This window comes from Halomonas sp. 3A7M (assembly GCF_014897875.1).
Taxonomy (GTDB): Bacteria; Pseudomonadota; Gammaproteobacteria; order Pseudomonadales; family Halomonadaceae; genus Vreelandella.
Map to the genome: position 1 here is coordinate 1 of NZ_JABUZD010000145.1, position 18,416 is coordinate 18,416.

The 18,416-nt window shown below is 50.9% G+C and carries 18 protein-coding genes; 9 read left to right on the forward strand and 9 right to left on the reverse strand.

The features are described from left to right. The first annotated feature begins 46 nt into the window (after positions 1–46). Entirely contained in the window at positions 47–157 is a 111-nt protein-coding gene (locus tag INT19_RS12345; protein WP_442311550.1) for a YqaE/Pmp3 family membrane protein, read from the forward strand. Between the two features lie 151 nt (positions 158–308). Here the strand turns inward: INT19_RS12345 and INT19_RS12350 are convergent, their stop codons facing one another. Further along, positions 309–782 carry a nucleoside deaminase gene (locus INT19_RS12350; protein WP_095602597.1) on the reverse strand — a complete coding sequence of 158 codons (474 nt, stop codon included), beginning with the start codon at positions 780–782 and terminating at the stop codon, positions 309–311. A 364-nt stretch (positions 783–1,146) separates the two neighbouring features. Here INT19_RS12350 and INT19_RS12355 point away from each other — a divergent pair, with 364 nt between their 5' ends. After that, the gene (locus INT19_RS12355; protein WP_009722287.1) at positions 1,147–1,353 is read left to right on the forward strand and encodes a cold-shock protein; all 207 of its coding nucleotides are present in this window, start codon (positions 1,147–1,149) and stop codon (positions 1,351–1,353) included. A gap of 161 nt (positions 1,354–1,514) precedes the next feature. On the opposite strand, the gene INT19_RS12360 is transcribed toward INT19_RS12355, so the two are convergent. After that, positions 1,515–2,378, reverse strand: coding sequence for a putative RNA methyltransferase (locus INT19_RS12360; RefSeq protein ID WP_193060962.1), 864 nt, complete (start codon positions 2,376–2,378; stop codon positions 1,515–1,517). An 86-nt stretch (positions 2,379–2,464) separates the two neighbouring features. Beyond that, complete coding sequence (locus tag INT19_RS12365) at positions 2,465–3,394, reverse strand: DMT family transporter (RefSeq protein ID WP_193060963.1); 930 nt, start codon at positions 3,392–3,394, stop codon at positions 2,465–2,467. A gap of 97 nt (positions 3,395–3,491) precedes the next feature. Between INT19_RS12365 and INT19_RS12370 the strand changes: the two genes are divergently transcribed. Further along, positions 3,492–4,427 carry a LysR substrate-binding domain-containing protein gene (locus tag INT19_RS12370; protein WP_193060964.1) on the forward strand — a complete coding sequence of 312 codons (936 nt, stop codon included), beginning with the start codon at positions 3,492–3,494 and terminating at the stop codon, positions 4,425–4,427. Positions 4,428–4,454: 27 nt separating this feature from the next. Here INT19_RS12370 and INT19_RS12375 read toward each other — a convergent pair whose 3' ends face one another. Then, positions 4,455–5,186 (reverse strand): helix-turn-helix domain-containing protein, encoded by a 732-nt coding sequence (locus INT19_RS12375; RefSeq protein ID WP_193060965.1) that lies wholly within the window; start codon positions 5,184–5,186, stop codon positions 4,455–4,457. A 134-nt stretch (positions 5,187–5,320) separates the two neighbouring features. On the opposite strand from INT19_RS12375, the gene INT19_RS12380 reads away from it, so the two are divergent. From INT19_RS12380 to INT19_RS12395, 4 genes are all read left to right on the forward strand, one after another. Next, positions 5,321–8,494: an acyl-[ACP]--phospholipid O-acyltransferase gene (locus tag INT19_RS12380; RefSeq protein ID WP_193060966.1), complete on the forward strand. Its 3,174-nt coding sequence runs from the start codon at positions 5,321–5,323 to the stop codon at positions 8,492–8,494. A gap of 535 nt (positions 8,495–9,029) precedes the next feature. Further along, a complete protein-coding gene (locus tag INT19_RS12385) occupies positions 9,030–10,616 on the forward strand; it encodes a flavin monoamine oxidase family protein (RefSeq protein WP_193060967.1) in 1,587 nt (528 codons plus the stop codon). 12 nt (positions 10,617–10,628) lie between these two features. Further along, entirely contained in the window at positions 10,629–11,030 is a 402-nt protein-coding gene (locus INT19_RS12390) for a c-type cytochrome (RefSeq protein WP_226912517.1), read from the forward strand. 43 nt (positions 11,031–11,073) lie between these two features. After that, a complete protein-coding gene (locus INT19_RS12395; RefSeq protein WP_226912518.1) occupies positions 11,074–11,565 on the forward strand; it encodes a RidA family protein in 492 nt (163 codons plus the stop codon). 56 nt (positions 11,566–11,621) lie between these two features. Here the strand turns inward: INT19_RS12395 and INT19_RS12400 are convergent, their stop codons facing one another. Further along, positions 11,622–11,783, reverse strand: a complete 162-nt coding sequence (locus INT19_RS12400; RefSeq protein ID WP_193060969.1) for a hypothetical protein — start codon at positions 11,781–11,783, stop codon at positions 11,622–11,624. A 236-nt stretch (positions 11,784–12,019) separates the two neighbouring features. Between INT19_RS12400 and INT19_RS12405 the strand changes: the two genes are divergently transcribed. Continuing rightward, a complete protein-coding gene (locus INT19_RS12405) occupies positions 12,020–12,805 on the forward strand; it encodes a glutamate racemase (RefSeq protein ID WP_193060970.1) in 786 nt (261 codons plus the stop codon). Positions 12,806–12,898: 93 nt separating this feature from the next. Here the strand turns inward: INT19_RS12405 and INT19_RS12410 are convergent, their stop codons facing one another. After that, entirely contained in the window at positions 12,899–14,629 is a 1,731-nt protein-coding gene (locus INT19_RS12410; protein WP_193060971.1) for a mechanosensitive ion channel family protein, read from the reverse strand. Between the two features lie 247 nt (positions 14,630–14,876). Here INT19_RS12410 and INT19_RS12415 point away from each other — a divergent pair, with 247 nt between their 5' ends. Next, positions 14,877–15,758, forward strand: a complete 882-nt coding sequence (locus tag INT19_RS12415; protein WP_193060972.1) for a pirin family protein — start codon at positions 14,877–14,879, stop codon at positions 15,756–15,758. A 104-nt stretch (positions 15,759–15,862) separates the two neighbouring features. Here the strand turns inward: INT19_RS12415 and INT19_RS12420 are convergent, their stop codons facing one another. The 3 genes from INT19_RS12420 to ycaC form a co-directional block, all read right to left on the reverse strand. After that, positions 15,863–16,810: a pirin family protein gene (locus INT19_RS12420; RefSeq protein ID WP_193060973.1), complete on the reverse strand. Its 948-nt coding sequence runs from the start codon at positions 16,808–16,810 to the stop codon at positions 15,863–15,865. A gap of 187 nt (positions 16,811–16,997) precedes the next feature. Beyond that, on the reverse strand, positions 16,998–17,579 hold the full coding sequence (locus INT19_RS12425) for an antibiotic biosynthesis monooxygenase (protein WP_193060974.1): 582 nt from the start codon (positions 17,577–17,579) through the stop codon (positions 16,998–17,000). A 90-nt stretch (positions 17,580–17,669) separates the two neighbouring features. Beyond that, on the reverse strand, positions 17,670–18,305 hold the full coding sequence (gene ycaC, locus INT19_RS12430) for an isochorismate family cysteine hydrolase YcaC (protein WP_193060975.1): 636 nt from the start codon (positions 18,303–18,305) through the stop codon (positions 17,670–17,672). Positions 18,306–18,416: the final 111 nt, after the last annotated feature.

The following is an 18,416-nucleotide window of genomic DNA, read 5'->3' on the forward strand; positions in this document are numbered from 1 at the left end:
CTGAGTGCGGTACTGGCTGAGGTACTATGAGAAATCCAGGCTAGGGGTGTTTTTTGAGGTCGGTTTCAAAGGACATTTCTGGCTGAATATCATTCTCACGCTGTTTGGCTTTATCCCAGGCATCATCCACGCCTTCTATGTCATATTGAAACACTAGGCATATTGAAGCACTGATGCTCTTTTTTGCATCGATTTAACAAACGCCGCCTTGTCGAGCACAAGGCGGCGTTTGTCTTTCTGGGCCATGCATTGCTTACCGAGCCTTGCCAAACAATTAAAACCCAGCCCTTCAAAACCCGGCCCTGATGTTATGCATGCAAGCGGCGATGCAGGGCATGGACTTGCTCGTCCAGCCCAGGCACTGGGCCATCAACAGTCAAACCTGGCACCACCTCATTAATCGATAGCGGGGCGACTGGAGGTGGCGCTACGCCAAGTGCAGCCAACCATGCTCCCAACTGCTCAGAAGAACTGACGTAAACGATACGTCCTAGCCCTACCCACCCATGAGCCGCTGCACACATTGGACAGTGCTCTCCAGAGGTATAGACAGTCGCTTTAGAGCGCTCTTCAGGCGTCATATGGTTCGCTGCCCAGCGGGCCAGCGAAAACTCTGGATGCTGAGTAGAATCTCCACCGGCAATGCGATTACGGTCTTCGGCTAACACCTTACCTTCGGCATTTACCAGCACGCTACCAAATGGCTCATCCCCTGCATTTAAAGCCTCCTCTGCTAAAGCCACCGCACGCTTTAGGTATGCCAATTCATGTTCGGCAATCATTGGATTCTCCTCGTTTTGATAACGTGCCTTACCGACAGGGTTGTCGTTTCAAAAGTGCTTCGCCAAAGATACCATTTTTAACATTGAAGGTCTGACTCACCGTAAAGCCCCCAAGCACCTGAAAAGTGGGGTGGAAGTAACCGCTGTCCTGACACCACCCCCCAGGAAATATTCATAAAAAAGCTTTGACCCGAAGAAAAAATCATGTCACTGTAGCGTCAGTTGGTTAGCAAGCAGCATGGTTTCAGAAGTGTACGATCTATTTCGGCAGCCTGATATTGTATTCCTTGTTTCACCCGCTACTATTCATCTGGGTAATACCAGGAACTTTATTACGGCGCATTAGCGCGAAAGGATCTACATCATGGCAACTGGCACAGTTAAATGGTTTAACGACACTAAAGGTTTTGGTTTCATCGCTCCTTCTGACGGCGGCGACGACCTTTTTGCTCATTTCTCTGAAATTCAGTCTGACGGTTTCAAAACCCTTCAAGAAGGTGCTAACGTTTCTTTTGACGTTACCCAGGGTAAGAAAGGCCTTCAGGCTTCTAACATCAAGCAAATGTCCTAAGCCTTAACGGTTTAAGAATTTGCTCGAACCTTAACAGGTTCGAATAACAAGGCCCGCTTATGCGGGCCTTGTTGCGTTTGCATGTTGAAAATGAAAGACAAAATGAAAGACAGTTAGCATAAAGATGCAGAAAGAGAGTATGGTCGGATTTGTAACACCCCTTATTTACGCTCATACACCATTAGTTTGGCATCTACCGTCAGGGTAAGCTCATCAAGTGCCGCTGCACGTGCTCGGCCTTCCTGACTGGCGCGGTAAAGATGGGGCGTCATCGTTAATAGGTCACCAATTAATGCCTGCCCTTCCAGCGTTATTTGATAGTTAAGTGACTCTGTGTGCAACTGGATAAAGCCCTCAGGCACTTCCCGTTCACTTGTCGTGTCTGGCTTAAGCGTGGGATAAATCACCTCCCTCAGCTCACGCAGGTGCCCCGCCCCTGCCTCAACCTGCACCAATAGGCCACCCGGCTTTAATACCCGCGCAAATTCGTGATGCACTGGAAAACCAAACATACACAGCACACTGTCGAGCGTCTCCGCTTGAACTGGCAAGTGCGCATTGCTCCCGACAACCCAACGACAAAGCGGAGATTTTTTATCATCTTGTCTGGCCGCCGACAGCACTGCCCACTTGGAAATATCTAACCCCAGCAATGAAAGTGGCCGCGAATTCGATGCAGCACGAGATAGCTCACGCAAGTAATAACCTTCACCGCAGCCAGCATCCAGGCAGCCAAATAGCGAGCTGGCAGATTGCGCATCAGCATGGTTTAACAGGTGTTTACTTACCGCCTGGGCAATGGGCTGATAGTAACCAGCCTCAAGAAAACGCTGCCTTGCTGCCACCATCAGCTTACTGTCACCAGGATCAGCGGAACGCTTTTGCTGTACCGGAAGCAAGTTGACGTAACCTTGCTTAGCAACATCGAAGCTATGCCCAACAGAGCAGCGCCAAGTACTGCCTGCCAGATGAAGCGGCTCGCCATCTAACGGACAGGCTAGTAATTGAAAAGGAGTGCTATTCATAAAAAATAATTCATAAAACAGTTAGGCCCATAAGTCAGTTCTTCACTGATTAAAAGACGCAAGGCCATCATTGGCGGCCCACGTGGTTAGCGCGTTACCAGAACAATGCCGGCTAAGATAACGCTCCCACCAATTATAAAATTGACGCTAAGCGGCTCATTAAGCAGCAGGGTACCAAAAAGCACACCAAAAAGCGGCGCTAAGAAAGAAAACACACCTAACTGAGAAGCACGATAACGGCGCAGCAACGTAAACCAAAGCAGCAGCGCGCCAAAAGAAATAACCAGCGCCTGAAAACCAAGGCTGGCAACCACCATAGGAACAAACTGCGCGCTCATTAACTGGCCAGAGATAACCGCTACCGGCAACAGTAGCAGCGCCGTTATACCCAGTTGATAGCTTAAGGTAAGTTCTGCTGGTGCCTCGGAAAGCGAGGTCTTGCGAATTACAACGGTCGTAGCCGACCAGGAGAGTCCAGCTAGCAAGCCCAGTGCATCACCGATGATGATCTCTATGGCATAGCTACCACTCGGCGCCATCGCAATCACCATCCCTGTAAACGCCAACCCTACTCCCCACCACTGCCGCATAGACAGCTGTTCACCAGGCACCCAAAGATGTAAGCCAAGCGCGGCAAAAATGGGGGCCGTGTAAAGAAAGACCGACATGTGCGATGCCAAGGTATACGTTAACCCCCAGGCAACAAATGCGAACTCCGCCGCAAACCCTAAGCCAACCAACAAACCGGCAATCCAATGACGGCGCAAATCTGCCCAGCGAACGCCTCGCCAATAAGCTAGTAAACCGACCAGTGTTCCAGCGATAGCGGAGCGTAGAGCTATCTGCACCATGGGTGAGATATCCTCAGCCACACCTTTAATCGCTACTTGCTGAAACCCCAGTATCAAGCAAAATAGCAGCATTAGTGATGCTGCTGTGGTATCCACTGATTTACGCTGGAATACCACTACAGAGCTGTCATTAGCGTTAATTGACGCTACTCTTTGAGTATTCATTGCACGCTCCCATAACATTAAGGCGCCTATTGCACCAGGAAGAGAAACCTCGTACAAACGATTACTTCTCTGGCCTAGGCTTAGGAAAACTCATGCTATGAGAATTGAAAGATTACCACTTAATGCACTACGCGCCTTTGCCGAAGCTGCGCGCGAGAACAGCTTCAAAGCCGCCGCTTATCGGCTTGGCGTTACCTCTGGCGCGGTTAGCCGTCAGGTGAAGCAGCTAGAGGGGCATTTGGGGGTGGCGCTCTTTGAACGTCATGCCAATGGAGTATGTGTCACTGAGGCGGGGCGGATATTAGCGGAAGATGTGCAAGCGGGGCTTTTGCGTATCGCCAGTGGCGTACAGCACGTCACCGAGCGCTCGGAACAAGCCTTTCGCTTACTGATCAGCGCACCGCCTTCTTTTCTACAGCTTTGGTTGCTGCCTCGTTTACCTCGTTTTGAAGCAAACGAGCGCGAAATAGAAATATCGCTAGATGCCGAGTCTCGCCTAACCCAACCGTTATGGCTGCCAAACAGGGCGCGCTTATCGCTGCGCTACGGACAAGGTCCTTGGCCAGGCGTCTCTAGCCAACGTCTTTTTGAAGACACACTATTTCCCGTTTGCTCGCCCACTTTATTAGCACAGGCAACGATAAAATCGCCCAGCGACTTACTAACACAGACGCTACTCACCGTGGATTGGTGTACCCATGCCAACCAGCGCCACATCCCAGGCTGGAGCGATTGGTTCAAAGCGGTTGGGATAGCGATAAGTAAAATGCCTAACCAGCGCCAATATTCGCTCTATAGCCTGGCCTTAGATCAAGCCATTGCCGGCCAAGGCGTGGTACTTGCCAGCTACCCACTCGTTGCCGACCGGCTTGCAAGCGGTGTTTTAGTGCGCCCTTTTGAAGAGCACTATCCCCTCATTTCCCCCTTCGCCTATGATTTGATTTTGCCTCCTGATGGGGAAATGCCACCTGCGGTGGGCCGCTTTACCGAGTGGCTAGCGCAGGAAGCAGCACTCTTTCGCAATACATCGTGATAGCCGCGTGGCATGTCGAACCTAGCCTTACCGCTTATAGCCCTGGAACAACGCATATTGCCACTGACGCACAGCCAGCACTGAGGTGGTACCAAAGCGCTGATTAATGGGCAGCCCGCTTTCGCGTTCACACAGGGCGTGAAACTCTTTTGCCAGCCGCTGCATCGTTTGTTGCCATTCAGCATTACCCGCATGAGAAAGCAGGCCATTCAGCACAATTAGCTTTTCGCTGTCGCTATCGAAACGGGACTGAAAAAACTCTGTGGCAATATATTGCTGGAAAAAACGCTGAATGGGGCCGCCAGGCCGCCAACGAAAATTCGCGGCCACACGCCGCCGGATTCGATTACCCGGCAATAGATCAATCAGCTTTAGCCGTTCTAGCGCCAGCAGTTGCCGAGTGCACTGCGCCTCACTGAGCTGGTACTGGTGATGAATTTCATCAAACCGATAGCCGTTAATCACACACACAGCGACCAAGAACAGCTCACGATCATCGACAATGCTCTGCTCCTGCGCCTGGGTCAGCTCCTGCAAACGGTGCTCTTCCTCTTGCATGGATTGCACCAACTCAGCAAATTCCAGGTTAAGCTGATCGCAAATACGCTCTAGCCGCTCTAGGGTGATGTGCTGCTCAGCGAATAGCCGTTTGACCGAGGCCTCGCTCAACCCAAGCCATAACGCCACATCAGCGTAGGTTTTCCCCTGGGAGCGCAGCTGGCGTTTTAAGGTATCAATAAGCGCGCTTGTCTGAGACACACAACCTCCAGACATATAAAGTAGCGTATAACGATACCGTAAAGCCCAAATAACACAACTTGAACCACCAGAGTTGCAACATTAACCCCATTTACCGAAAGTGCCCTAACTTCTGGTTTATAAGGCGTCATTTCATGCAACCTTTACTACGCATCACGGGTGTTTGGCCCTACCTGATTGCCATTTTCTTGAATGCCTTTGTGGATTTAGGGCATAAAATCGTCATTCAAAACACGATTTTTAAAAGCTACGATGGCGAAACCCAGGTGGTACTGACGGCATTGGTCAATGGGCTTATCCTTTTGCCGTTTATTTTACTGTTCAGCCCCGCAGGTCATGTGGCGGATAGCTACCCCAAAGTTCGCATTCTCCGGGTTTCCGCCTGGGCCGCTGTCGCTGTTTCACTGGGCATCACCGCCGCTTATTACCAAGGCTGGTTTTGGCTGGCGTTTGCCATGACGCTAATACTGGCAATTCAGTCAGCCTTTTACTCCCCCGCAAAGTATGGCTTGGTGAAAGGGCTATTTGGCAAACCCCGCTTGGCAGAAGCTAACGGACTTATCCAGGCCGTCACCATTGGTGCCATTTTGGCAGGCACCGTGGCCTTTACCGCGCTGTTTGAAAGCTGGATCTTGCCCAGCGCCCAAACACCCGGCGAGCTATTACGCAGCATTGCGCCGCTGGGCTGGCTGCTGGTGTTGAACAGCGTTATACAAGTGATGGCACTGTATCGCTTGAAACCGGATAACGCACAGCCCTCGACGACCCCGCTCACCTGGCAGCGCTATATCAAAGGCAGCGCACTCAAAGACAACCTGAGCATTCTGGGCCGCCAACCGGTGCTGCGGCTGTCAATTATCGGTCTTGCGACTTTCTGGTCGGTGGGCCAGGTGCTGCTCGCCGCGTTTCCCGCCTACGCCAAAGATGCACTCAGCATTGATAACACCTTAGTACTGCAAGGAATTCTTGCCGCTAGCGGTATTGGGATTGCGTTAGGATCATTGCTTGCCAGCAAGCTGTCGCGTAACCGTATTGAAACCGGTTTGATTCCATTAGGCGCTGTCGGCGTTGCGGTGGGTCTGTGGTGCCTGCCACTGCTCACCACCCCCATCAGCCAAGCGCTGAACTTTGTATTTATTGGCATGATGGGCGGGTTATTCATTGTACCGCTCAATGCACTGATTCAATTTCATGCGGCAGACCATGAACTAGGCACTGTGTTGGCTGCTAATAACTGGATTCAGAATCTGTCTATGCTGGGTTTCTTGGCGCTTACCGCGCTGTTTGCCCTGGCAGGTGTAGATAGCCACTACCTGTTGCTGCTCGTGGCGACCGTTGCCATGGTGGGCGGTGGCTACACTATCTTCAAATTGCCGCAAAGCTTAGTACGCTTTCTACTCAGTTTTCTGCTCACCCGCCGCTATCGTGTTGATGTTCATGGGTTAGAGCACCTGCCCGCCCAAGGCGGCGTGCTGCTGCTTGGCAACCATATCAGCTGGGTAGACTGGGCAATGGTGCAAATTGCCAGCCCTCGCCCCGTGCGCTTTGTCATGCTGAAGGATATTTATCAGCGTTGGTATTTGCGCTGGTTTTTTAAGGCGCTGGGCTGTATTCCTATCGAACGGGGCGCAGGAGCCGAAAACGCCCTAGCCGCGGTTGCCGAACAGCTGAATAACGGTGAAGTGGTATGCCTGTTCCCCGAAGGCGCGATCAGCCGCAACGGCCAGCTAGGCGAGCTGCGCCGAGGCTATGAACGCGCGTGTAAGCTGGCGAACCCAGAGGTACGTATTGTGCCGTTTTACTTGCGCGGCCTGTGGGGTAGCCAGTTTTCTCGCTCATCCAGCAAACTCAAAGAGCTGCGTAACGCGCCTCTCCATCGCTCAGTCGTCGTTGCGTTTGGCAAGCCGCTGCCTAAAGACACCCCGGCCGACGTGCTCAAACGGCGCATCTTCGAACAAGCAACTAACTCGTGGCAACATGCTATCGATGAGCTGCCCTCGCTGCCCGACGCCTGGATTCGTAGCGTGAAGCGTAACCTTGGCGCACAAGCACTCACTGATACCCTTAGCCACCCGCTGACGGCAGGCCAAGCACTTACCGCCAGTCTGCATATTGCAAAGCGCATCCACACGCTAACCCCTGAGCAAAACGTGGGCCTACTGCTGCCCAATAGCAGCGCGGGTGCACTGGCCAATATGGCAACACTTCTGGCTGGAAAAACACTGGTTAGCCTCAACTATCATTTTAACGACAGACCCAATGGCACCGCGAAAGAAGACGCGTTTTCTGCGGCGCTCACCCAAGCCGACATCAATACAGTGCTGACCTCGCGCCACTTCGTCGAAAAACTCCAGCAACAAGGGTTAAACATCAGCCAGCGGCTAGCAAATACTCAGACGATTTACCTGGAAGACCTACAAGCCGATATCCGACGCCATGAACGCGTCAGCACTTGGCTTGCCGTTCGCCTGCTACCTGCGTGGCTGCTTCAGCGCCTTTACTGCCGCAGTAGAGATGCCAATGCCACCGCCGCCATTGTGTTTCCAAGTAGAAGCGAAGGACAGCCTAAAGGCGTCATGCTGAGCCACCGCAACCTGATGGCCAATATTAAGCAGACCTCCGATGTGCTTAATACCCAATATGACGATGTGGTGATCGGCTCGCTGCCGCTGTTTCATGCCTTTGGTCTCACCGTTACCCAACTGCTGCCACTTATCGAAGGCCTGCCGTTGGTCTGCCACGCGGCCCCCAACGACACTGCTGGTATTGCCAGCTCTGTCGCCAAGCACAAAGCTACCCTGATGTTCGGCACATCAGACTTTCTACAGCACCTAAACCACAGCCCCAAAGTGCACCCACTCATGCTAGAAAGCCTACGGGCAGTCGTTGTCAGTGCCGAAACATTGGATGAGCAGGTATGCAGCGACTTCGTCCTAAAATTCCATAAGCCAATTTATAAAGGCTACGGGGCAACCGAAACCGCTCCTGTGGCATCGGTCAATCTACCGGATTCGTTGGGCGCTCATTACCAGACAATACAGCAAGGCAGTAAAGCTGGTACCGTCGGCATGCCGCTCCCCGGCACCAGCTTTAAAATCGTTGAACCGGAAAGCTTTGCGGAACAGCCTACCGGAGAAGCAGGCATGATTTTGATCAGCGGTCCTCAGGTGATGCGGGGCTACCTAAACGACCCGAAACGCACAGCCGCCGCCATTAAAGAACTCGATGGCCAACGCTGGTTTGTCACCGGCGATAAAGGGTTTATCGATGAAGATGGCTTTTTAACCCTGATTGGCCGCCATGCTTAGATTTTCGCCAACTCGATAGAAGTCATTGTTGCCGACAGGATAAAGCGTTTAGCTAGCCAAGCTTCGTATTCAGGCTTGGCTAGCTGAGTTACGTATTAGCGGTTTGCCTAAAACGGCCATCCTTACAGCCACAGCTTTTAGCTAACGAGACGGCTTTCTGATTGAAGAGAGTAACGTTCAGCAATGGATAAAGTCTGGTATCTGCTCACCCGCAAGCGATCTCCCCTTCTCGCACCAAAAAAGAGATAACCCCTAAAGGCGCGCACTAATCTGGAATTTACACCTACGCTTGTGATTCTTATAACATTTATAAACTTTAACTAAATTAGTTAAAACAATGGGTTATTAAATCTGGCACGGTACATGCATATATCTGCATGTACCGTATATCGGCTAGATAATTAGAGCCCTGCAGATTAGTCCTTAAATTCAAAACATTGCTCTTAAGACATTGCTCTTAATGCTATGCATAGGATGAAACTGAAAAGCTGAATGGACTCTAGTTACCTGCCTATGACTTCATAGAGAGGTAGCAATGTCATTCAACCCAGAAGGTGTTACGCGTCGGTCTTTTTTAGGCATGGTGGGCGCAGTCGCAGGGGCGGCGGCAATGTATTCCGCAATGAGCACAATGGGTTTTGCTTCACCGTCTAACTGGCGGGGTCGACTAAACCTACAGGGAGCCCCTGACAATACCAACATTTTAATTTTAGGCGCTGGGTTAGCAGGCATGACAGCAGCCTTTGAGTTGCGTAATGCAGGCTACAACGTAAAAATTCTCGAGTATCGCGATAAGGCCGGAGGCCGTTGTTGGACATTACGTGGAGGCGACAGCTATACCGAATTAGGTGGATTTACCCAGCATATCGACTTTGCCGAAGGCAATTACTTAAACCCTGGCCCTTGGCGAATCCCGTCAGATCATTTTGCTGTATTGGATTACTGCAAACGCTTCGGAGTTAAACTGGAGCCTTTCATTCAGGTAAATTATAACGCCTACCTACATGACTCAGAGGCCTTTAATGGTAAACCTCAACGCTTTAAGGAGGTGGCCACTGATTTCAGAGGACACGTCGCAGAATTACTTGCCAAAGTCGTTGATCAAAAGGGTCTAGATGAAGCGGTTAGTGCTGAAGATGCAGAAAAACTCGTTGCCGCACTCAAACGCTATGGGGCGCTAAACGACAATTTAGATTATGTAACAGGGAGTGAGTCTTCCTCTTTCCGCGGTTGGTCGCACCCTGAAGGTGGCGGCGTTGATGGAAAGCCTGAGCCATCTCAAGTGAACGCCCTTTCTGACATACTGAATTCAACGCTTTGGCGCAATCTAACGACAGGCGATAACTTGCATATGCAGTCCACCATCTTCCAACCAGTGGGTGGGATGGACATGATTGCTAAAGGGTTTGAAGAGCAAGTTGGCGAGCTGATCACTTATAACGCTAAAGTTACCCGAATTAGCCACGAAGGTAATCGCGTAACAGCCTCTTGGGTCTCCGCCGATAGCGGCAGTAATGAACAAACAGAAACCGCCGATTACTGCATCTGCACCATTCCTTTTTCGGTACTCAGCCAGATTGATCATGACTTCTCACCACGTATGAGCAAGATCATTGATTCCATGCCCTACGCATCAGCCTTCAAAGCGGGCATTGAGTTTAAGCGACGCTTTTGGGAAGAGGATGAACACATCTACGGCGGCATTAGCTATACCAACCTGCCTATTACGCTAATTTCTTACCCGCCCTACAACATGTTTAGCGATGGCCCGGGCGTGCTTTTAGCTGCTTACCCATGGGGTGCTTACGCCTATCAATTTAACGCCCTCTCTCCCGAAGACCGAATCGCTAAGGTCATGGAATACGGATCGCAGATTCACCCTCAATATTACGATGAGTTCAAAACCGGCGCTTCAGTGGCATGGCATCGTGTTCCATGGACATTGGGCTGTTATGGGCTATGGCAAGATCGTGAAGCGGACTACCAAGACGCCACCGTAATGGACGGGCGAACGTTAATGGCAGGCGAGCATATTTCGTATCTTCCGGCCTGGATGGAAGGGGCCGTACTCTCCGCTCTGGATGCCGTCGAACGCCTACACACCACTATTACAGAGGCTTAAGGAGTTCGCGATATGAAAACACTATTCACTTCAATGACTGCACTCTTACTCTCTATGCCACTTATGGCCCAGGAGACTTCCATTGATACGAGCAACTGGTTCGATGACCCTTCCATGCTGACACAAACTGACGGCGCATCCATCTATGCAGGTGTTTGTGCCGGTTGTCACATGCCCAGTGGGCAAGGTGCCAAAGGGGCAGGAGAATACCCAGCGCTTGCTAACAATCCCAACTTAATGACGGCTGCCTACCCAATCAGCTTGGTTATCTACGGTCATAAAGCTATGCCCGCTTTAGGTGGCTTATTGGAAGATGAACAAGTTGCTTCGGTAGTGAACTTTATCCGCACCAATTTTGGCAATAATTACACTGACAACCAAGCTAGTGCAGAACAGATTGCGAGTATGCGCTAACTTTTTTTCACTCAACCACAAGCAATTCAAAAGGAATTAAATGATGAGTTTTAGAAACGCTATTATCGGGCTAACGTTGCTCTCCGCCTATGCTGGCACTGCACTAGCGGAAGACATTATTCGCCACCCTATTCCCAATTCTGATTTTCCTATCCTACAAGCGGTTGAGATACCCTCTAGCAGTGCGACGGTTTATCTTAGTGGCACCGTTCCTAGTATCATCAATGAAGATGCCGATCCAAATAGTGCAGAAGCATTTGGAACCACCGAAGAGCAAACAGTGACGGTAATGAACCGCATTAAAGCGCAGTTAGAAAACCTAGGTTTAGGGGTAGGCGATATTATAAAAATGCAGGCGTTTCTTGTCGCGCCAGAGGGCGAGACAGTCGATTTCCAGGGCTTTATGGCTGGCTACACGCAATTCTTCGGTACCGAAGAACAGCCTAACCTACCCGTTCGCTCTGCCATGGTCGTCGATGCACTAGTCAATCCCGGTTGGCTAGTAGAAATTGAAGTTACCGCCGTTCGACCGTAGCCTACAGGGCTGCAAAGAAAGCAAAACAGCCGATTACATAAAAGTAGTCGGCTTTTTTAACAGCAAGCTGTTAGCAGACCACAAACGACATCTGAGGCACTATGTACAGCACTAGCATAGGGCGCGATCGCCGGAAAACGGCCATCGCCTGCCGGGCCATAGGTAACGCCCCAATCGGGAAGAAAACGCTGCACTACCTGTAATTGTGATTTCATCATGACAATTTCCTAACGTCCTTGTATTTCCTTTCGCTAGCTGTATCGTTAAAAACGAGCAGTAAGCTAGAGCCAGCATTCAGCCGTTTGATCAACGGGTGCATCTATAGCTATCCCTTCCCCTCTCTTGCCTGAAATATGATTTTTTCCTTCTTTAGCAGTCGCTGGAAATAACGCTTCCATAGCGTTTAAACATTATGGATCATTAGGATTTACCAGCTGACGCCAAGGATCTTGCTATGCACCAACCTATCGCTGTTTTCGACGCGGGTATCGGTAGCTATGCCATTGTTGCCGAGATACACAAACGCCTTCCCAAACAGGATATTTTATATTTCGCTGACCGGGCGAGCTTTCCTTATGGCAGCAAAGGGCGGGATGAGCTACTCACAGTTATGCATCGTACGCTACGTTTCCTCGAGAGCTACACACCCTCCGCCATCGTTATCGCCTCGAACGCACCCTCTATTATGGTGCTGGACGATATTCGTCAAAGCACATTGGTCCCCTTGTTCGGCGTCTACCCACCTATCGCAGAAGCGCTTGCCATATCGGTAACTGGCAAGATTGGCATCATGGGGGTGCATTCTCTCATCGAAAGTTCACCTCTGAAGCAATTCATCGCTCACCATGCGCCTAATCCGGATAATGTCAGCTTGATCAATGCCTCCTCCATGGTGGAACTTGTCGAGAATGGTGCCTTCATATTCGACCCGAAGACAACTCAGCAAGCGGTCACTGCTTTTATAGACGACGTTTTCCAACAGAATCCTGATATCGATACTCTGACGCTTTCAAGTACGCATCTACCATGGTTGCGTTCTTACTTCGAGTCGGCGCGTCCAAACTGCCGCTTCCTCGATCCCGCCGAAGCGATTGTCGCGGGGCTAGGCAACGGCACACAGGGCACAGGACAGATTCGTGGCCTAGTAACAGAAAGTGATGCCTATAACGTCGAAACCTTCCAACGTATGTTGCAGCAGTTCGGCGTAGATATCCCGTTAGAGGTGGTCTCGCTACCATGACGTATGGCCTGCTGACATTTCAACGTGAACCACGATGAAATACCCACAAGCTGATACTCCAGACAGCGGCACATGCCGCTGCCTAGTTGCCCTCTACTCAGACGGTTTATCCGCAGAGCTATCCGCGTCCTGTGAACGCTTGCCTTGTCCATCTCCGCGTGCAATATCCTCATGGCTGATAACCATGACTTCTCTTGGCCACCACTCTGGATGGTTATCGCGGATAAAGGCCAACATTTTCTCGCGAATGTTCATCTCGGCCGTCCAGCCCGCCATAGGATCCGATGTCATTAAATAGCAAGTGACCGTTTGCGCGTAGGCAGTTTGCTTGGTCACATAACAAAGCAGTTTATGATGCTCAATGACATTATCTTCTTCCTGGGCATAGGCTAAAAACATCTCCCTCACTTGAGAAATATCAGCGCTTAAATGCAGCGTCAGCTCTAAGAAGCGGTACATTTTAGTGCTCTTCACCGAGAGGTTTTCAAACGGCTTAGACGTAAAGTAGGTAACCGGCACGATGACACGTCGTTCATCCCAGGAGCGCAGTCGAATAAAGGTATAAAAAATGCCCTCAACATAGCACCATTGCCCTTCGAAGATGACCAAGTCACCAATTCGTATAGGCTTGGCAAGCGACAGCTGAAAAGAAGAGAGGATATTGCCTAACACCGCTTGGCCGGCAATACCTACCAGTACGGCCAGCACACTAGCCGACGCCAACAGCGACAAGCCTAAAGACTCAAACAGCTGGATCTGCCCCAGTACATAAACCGACACACCAATGACGGTGATTAAGATAATCACGCGGCGCAAAGCATACAGCGAGGTTAACAGACGACGTTTATCTTTAGGCTTAGTATCGTCAATTTCCCCGACTAAGCGCCGTGTCATGCGCAGCATGATCGTGTCGATCAAGCGTAGTGCAATGGTACCAGCACCCCAGGCCATAATTGAGATCAACAATACGCGGAACGTCGTCGTCACAATGGCGGAAAACGATACAACGTAGTCCAGCAACATCTGCGTTACCAGCGACATAACAATCATCGCCATGGGCACGCCAATTTGATCGGCGAAAATAGTAGACACGCCTGAAGGCAGAATACGTGCCACTAGCCCAACAACGTAGTAAGTCACCATGCCTACCGTGCCAATGGCGATTAAAAAAACCGGGATCGCTAACCATTCCCAAATTTTTAGTATGCCAAACGATGCCTTCAGCCGTTCTGGAATATAGCTTTCTAGCATTGAAGGCCCATACTCTTCATAGAGAGCTGGAATAGACGACACACTCTCTGGCATTACTAGCCAAACAGGATCTTCTTCATTGATTCGATAACGCCCTATCCGAACATCATAAGCCTGTCCTTCTACTTTTAATGCTGCCAGCTCTATATTTCGTCGTGGCGAACCCGCTAAAGGGTTCTGACCAGAAGCGTCTTCAATCGCTGCGTCTTGGCGAGCCGGCAGATTCGAGGCATTTAGCCACTCACCACGCTTTAGTACCTCCGCTAACTGCCTCGCAAGCTCAGCTCCCCTCGCCTGCTGCTCACTTGGATCAATGCCGTTTAGATTAAGCAAATGCGCGGCTGAGGCGTAATTGCCACTTTCGGTGAAGGTTAAAAAGCTACGGACCGCTTCCCGTGGCGACATTCGTTTAGCCTCTTCCGGCACCTCTCCTAGCCCTGCGTTAAGCGAGTCAATAGCGAACCACCGCTCATTTTCGCTCTCATCTCCTTGAGTTTGCGCTGTGCTAACGCTGGAAAACACCAAAGTGACAACCAGCACAACCCACACAGGCCACAAGCTGTTTTTTTTCATACCAACCTTGTCATTAAAAGTAAGTGAGCCAAACAACCAGCCACTAACTGGCAATAAAACCGCCAGCCCTGCGCTGAACACAGTGCATCCATGCCAGTGGTTGAGCAAAGTACAGACGACGTTCTTCAATCCAGCAAGCATCTAGTGTTCCAACACTGCAACACTGAGTCTCAGTTGCACTATCTATTACATGCTTCACTTAACACGTACCCTTCTTAACCAGCAACGTACTCTTTAAGGAGAAACGATGAAAAAGTTAGTAGGTGTTACCAGCGCTCCACGCCCTCACTGGGTGGGTGACGGCTTTCCGGCGCGTTCGCTGTTCTCCTATGGCCCACGCTCCGAGCAGTTGAGTCCCTTTTTGTTACTGGACTATGCTGGGCCCGCCGACTTTACTCCCACCACGCGGCCACGTGGTGTCGGGCAACACCCGCACCGCGGGTTTGAAACCGTCACGATTGTCTACCAAGGAGAAGTGGCGCACCGCGACTCAACGGGCAAAGGCGGCGTAATTGGCCCAGGCGACGTGCAGTGGATGACGGCGGGTGCGGGTATCCTGCACGATGAGTTTCATTCGCCCGCGTTTACAGAGCAAGGCGGTACACTAGAGATGGTTCAGCTGTGGGTAAACTTACCCGCTAAAGACAAAATGGCGACGCCAGGCTATCAGGCAATTTTTAATGCCCAGATTCCTGTGGCAGCGCTACCTGATCAAGCTGGGAGCGTCCGCGTGATCGCCGGCAGCTATATAGATGACAACCGTAAGGCCCACGCGGGCCCAGCACAGACGTTCTCACCGATGAACGTATGGGATGTGCGACTAAACGGTGGCCAGACAACCACGCTGACGCAGCCGGATGGATGGACAACCCTGCTGGTCGTGCTAAAAGGGACGGTTCAAGTCAATGGCGAAGAGGTACTGCGTGACGCGCAAGTAGCCGAGCTTTCAAGAGCGGGTGACGCGCTGACACTTGAAGCCAATAATGACGCAACCCTGTTGCTGCTGAGTGGCGAGCCGCTCAATGAGCCAGTGGTAGGTCATGGGCCGTTTGTGATGAATAGCGAACGTGACATCATTGAAGCGATAGAAGACTTTAACAACGGCCGCTTTGGCCACATGCCAAGCTAATGACGTCGCTATTTAAGCAGCAACTTTTCAAGCAGCTACTGTTGAAGTAATTACTATTGAAGTAACAATTGGGCTGGCTTAATAGCCAGCCCTTCCGCTACGAATTAATTACGCTGCTGGTCTGGAAAAGGAATGAATTCTTCATCGTCCCCCGGCGGCAATTTAAATCGCCCATGCTCGAAGTCACCTTCCATCCACGCCTGCTTAGCAGCCGCTAATTTTTCCCGGGAAGACGCCACGAAGTTCCAGGAGATATAGCGTGGTCCATTGAGCGTTTCGCCGCCGAGCAGCATTAGCCGAGCTCCGCTTTCGCCCGCAGTTACGGTAATGGGGTCACCCGGGCGGAAAACCATCATTTGTCCCGCATCAAAGATATCCCCTGCAATACTAACGCTACCCGACGTTACATAGAGCCCACGGTCTTCGTGGCCATCTGGCAAAGGAAGCTTAGCACCTGGCTGGAGAACTGCATCCGCATAGAACATCTCCGAAAAGGTCTGTACAGGCGCCTGTTCACCCCATGCCGTACCCAGAATCAAACGAACCTCTTTACCCTCACCTTTAAGCAGCGGCAATGTCTCCTGCCCATGGTGCGCAAAGCTGGCGGGTTTATCTTCGTATGCTTCAGGCAATGCCACCCACGTCTGAATACCAAACAGGGAGTGCTTATTCTGACGTGTAGCGGGGCTAGTACGCTCGGAATGGGTCACGCCATTACCAGCAACCATCCAATTAACCGCCCCAGGATGAATCATCTGATTAGTCCCCAGACTGTCCCGATGCTGGAACTCTCCCTGGTACAAGTAAGTGACCGTAGCAAGTCCAATATGGGGATGAGGACGAACATCGATACCATCCTCTCTAAGAAATTCAGCGGGCCCCATCTGATCAAAAAAAATAAACGGGCCAACCATCTGGCGCTTGGGCGCGGGAAGCGCACGTCGTACCTCAAAGCCACCTAGGTCGTGTGCACGAGGTACGATCAGTGTTTCAATATCGTGTAGGTTGCCTGCGGAAGGACATTTAGGCTCAATATCGGGCATCCAGCTCATAGGAATTTCTCCAGAAGTGAGAGGCAGGAAAGTGTCGAATACTCGTTAAGCGAGCACATAGCGTCCCTTGGTATCGCTGGTTTCATGTTCAATGGTAAAGGGGCTTGCAGGTGTATCAGACATCGCCTTCTCCTTCTTATATTGCACGTTACCCAGCCAAGGGCCTATTGCTATAACTTAATAGATATCAGCGAAACATCCATGACGCGACTAGACGCACCACACGGGGCATCACCACATAGACCACCAGCCCGACCACGCTGGCAGCAACAACACCGTGGCGAATACCCCATGTATTCAACCAGGGAAATAACGCGAAAAGCGGCCCCCAAAGAAACGGAACCAACATGGTGAGAGGCCAGATAACCGAGGTTGTAACAAGCCACTGCTTCCAGCGCACAGGCTGTTTGTTAACAGGTGCATTAGGTGGCGAGAACCAGTAATCGATACCGCTTTGAATCTGGATGACTTCCTCTTCCCGAAAGGCCGGTAACGCATCATTGATCAACGCCTTTCGTTCGGCAGACTCAAGCCATCTCCCGGCTTCAGCATGGGAGGCAAACCTAAGCGCTATTTCATAATCATGGTGCCCCTCAGCAGGACGAAGAATATGCACGCCAAGATGACCAGGATACTGACCCGCCACATGGATGATTTTTTTTAACCATGCTTCATACTCAGCCCGCGCCTCGGGTTTCACGCGATGACATATCTTCAGTGTTAGCGCACCGGACTCTTCGGGTGACTCTGCACTATGTTCAGGGGGCATGGTGGTATTCCATAATTGATGGACAACGGATTAATGCCATCCTTGCAAGCAATGACCAGGGGCCTACCTGCCCCCAGTCATGAGCATGGTTTACTTCTTATCAGAGGATTGTGTCAAAGTGCTGTAGCTATTCATTAAGTTGCGATAGTCGGGGATATGATTAGAAAAGAGCGCCCCTAGGCCTTCAATATCATTTCTCCAATCACGATGAAGTTCGCAGGCAGCACCAAACCAGGTCATTAACTGGGCACCGGCGCTACTCATGCGGTCCCAAGCAGCATCACGGGTAAGTTCGTTAAAGGTCCCCGATGCATCGGTGATCACGAACACATCAAACTCTTCTTCAAGTGCGGAAAGCGCCGGGAAAGCCACACATACCTCGGTCACCACGCCCGCAATAATCAGCTGTTTCTTACCCGTCGCCTTAACCGCTTTTACGAAGTCCTCGTTATCCCAGGCATTAATTTGTCCAGGGCGTGCGATGTAAGGCGCCTCTGGAAACATCTCTTTTAATTCAGGTACCAGCGGCCCATTAGGCCCATCTTCGAAGCTTGTGGTAAGAATCGTTGGCAGACCAAAGTATTTCGCCAAGTCAGCAAGCGCCAGTACGTTATTTTTGAACCGATCAGGGTCAATATCACGAACTAAGGACAACAGCCCAGTTTGGTGATCTACTAAAAGAACGGCAGCGTTATCTTTATCGAGACGAACATAGGGGTTAGCCATGACATACTCCTTTATCTATTAGCCTGAGTGGGCTTTTGGAAAACACAGATCCAACAGCTCTTGCGCATGCCATACAGAGTTTAGTAGTTCGCTGACTCGATGATTAGATAG

Bases quoted from the DNA above. Each gene is read 5' to 3' on its own strand.
- INT19_RS12400 (WP_193060969.1), bottom strand. From the start codon at position 11,783: ATGATGAAATCACAATTACAGGTAGTGCAGCGTTTTCTTCCCGATTGG.
- INT19_RS12415 (WP_193060972.1), top strand. From the start codon at position 14,877: ATGAAAAAGTTAGTAGGTGTTACCAGCGCTCCACGCCCTCACTGGGTG.
- INT19_RS12365 (WP_193060963.1), bottom strand. From the start codon at position 3,394: ATGAATACTCAAAGAGTAGCGTCAATTAACGCTAATGACAGCTCTGTA.
- INT19_RS12360 (WP_193060962.1), bottom strand. From the start codon at position 2,378: ATGAATAGCACTCCTTTTCAATTACTAGCCTGTCCGTTAGATGGCGAG.
- INT19_RS12380 (WP_193060966.1), top strand. From the start codon at position 5,321: ATGCAACCTTTACTACGCATCACGGGTGTTTGGCCCTACCTGATTGCC.
- INT19_RS12425 (WP_193060974.1), bottom strand. From the start codon at position 17,579: ATGCCCCCTGAACATAGTGCAGAGTCACCCGAAGAGTCCGGTGCGCTA.
- INT19_RS12420 (WP_193060973.1), bottom strand. From the start codon at position 16,810: ATGAGCTGGATGCCCGATATTGAGCCTAAATGTCCTTCCGCAGGCAAC.
- INT19_RS12405 (WP_193060970.1), top strand. From the start codon at position 12,020: ATGCACCAACCTATCGCTGTTTTCGACGCGGGTATCGGTAGCTATGCC.
- INT19_RS12350 (WP_095602597.1), bottom strand. From the start codon at position 782: ATGATTGCCGAACATGAATTGGCATACCTAAAGCGTGCGGTGGCTTTA.
- INT19_RS12410 (WP_193060971.1), bottom strand. From the start codon at position 14,629: ATGAAAAAAAACAGCTTGTGGCCTGTGTGGGTTGTGCTGGTTGTCACT.
- INT19_RS12370 (WP_193060964.1), top strand. From the start codon at position 3,492: ATGAGAATTGAAAGATTACCACTTAATGCACTACGCGCCTTTGCCGAA.
- ycaC (WP_193060975.1), bottom strand. From the start codon at position 18,305: ATGGCTAACCCCTATGTTCGTCTCGATAAAGATAACGCTGCCGTTCTT.
- INT19_RS12385 (WP_193060967.1), top strand. From the start codon at position 9,030: ATGTCATTCAACCCAGAAGGTGTTACGCGTCGGTCTTTTTTAGGCATG.
- INT19_RS12355 (WP_009722287.1), top strand. From the start codon at position 1,147: ATGGCAACTGGCACAGTTAAATGGTTTAACGACACTAAAGGTTTTGGT.
- INT19_RS12390 (WP_226912517.1), top strand. From the start codon at position 10,629: ATGAAAACACTATTCACTTCAATGACTGCACTCTTACTCTCTATGCCA.
- INT19_RS12395 (WP_226912518.1), top strand. From the start codon at position 11,074: ATGAGTTTTAGAAACGCTATTATCGGGCTAACGTTGCTCTCCGCCTAT.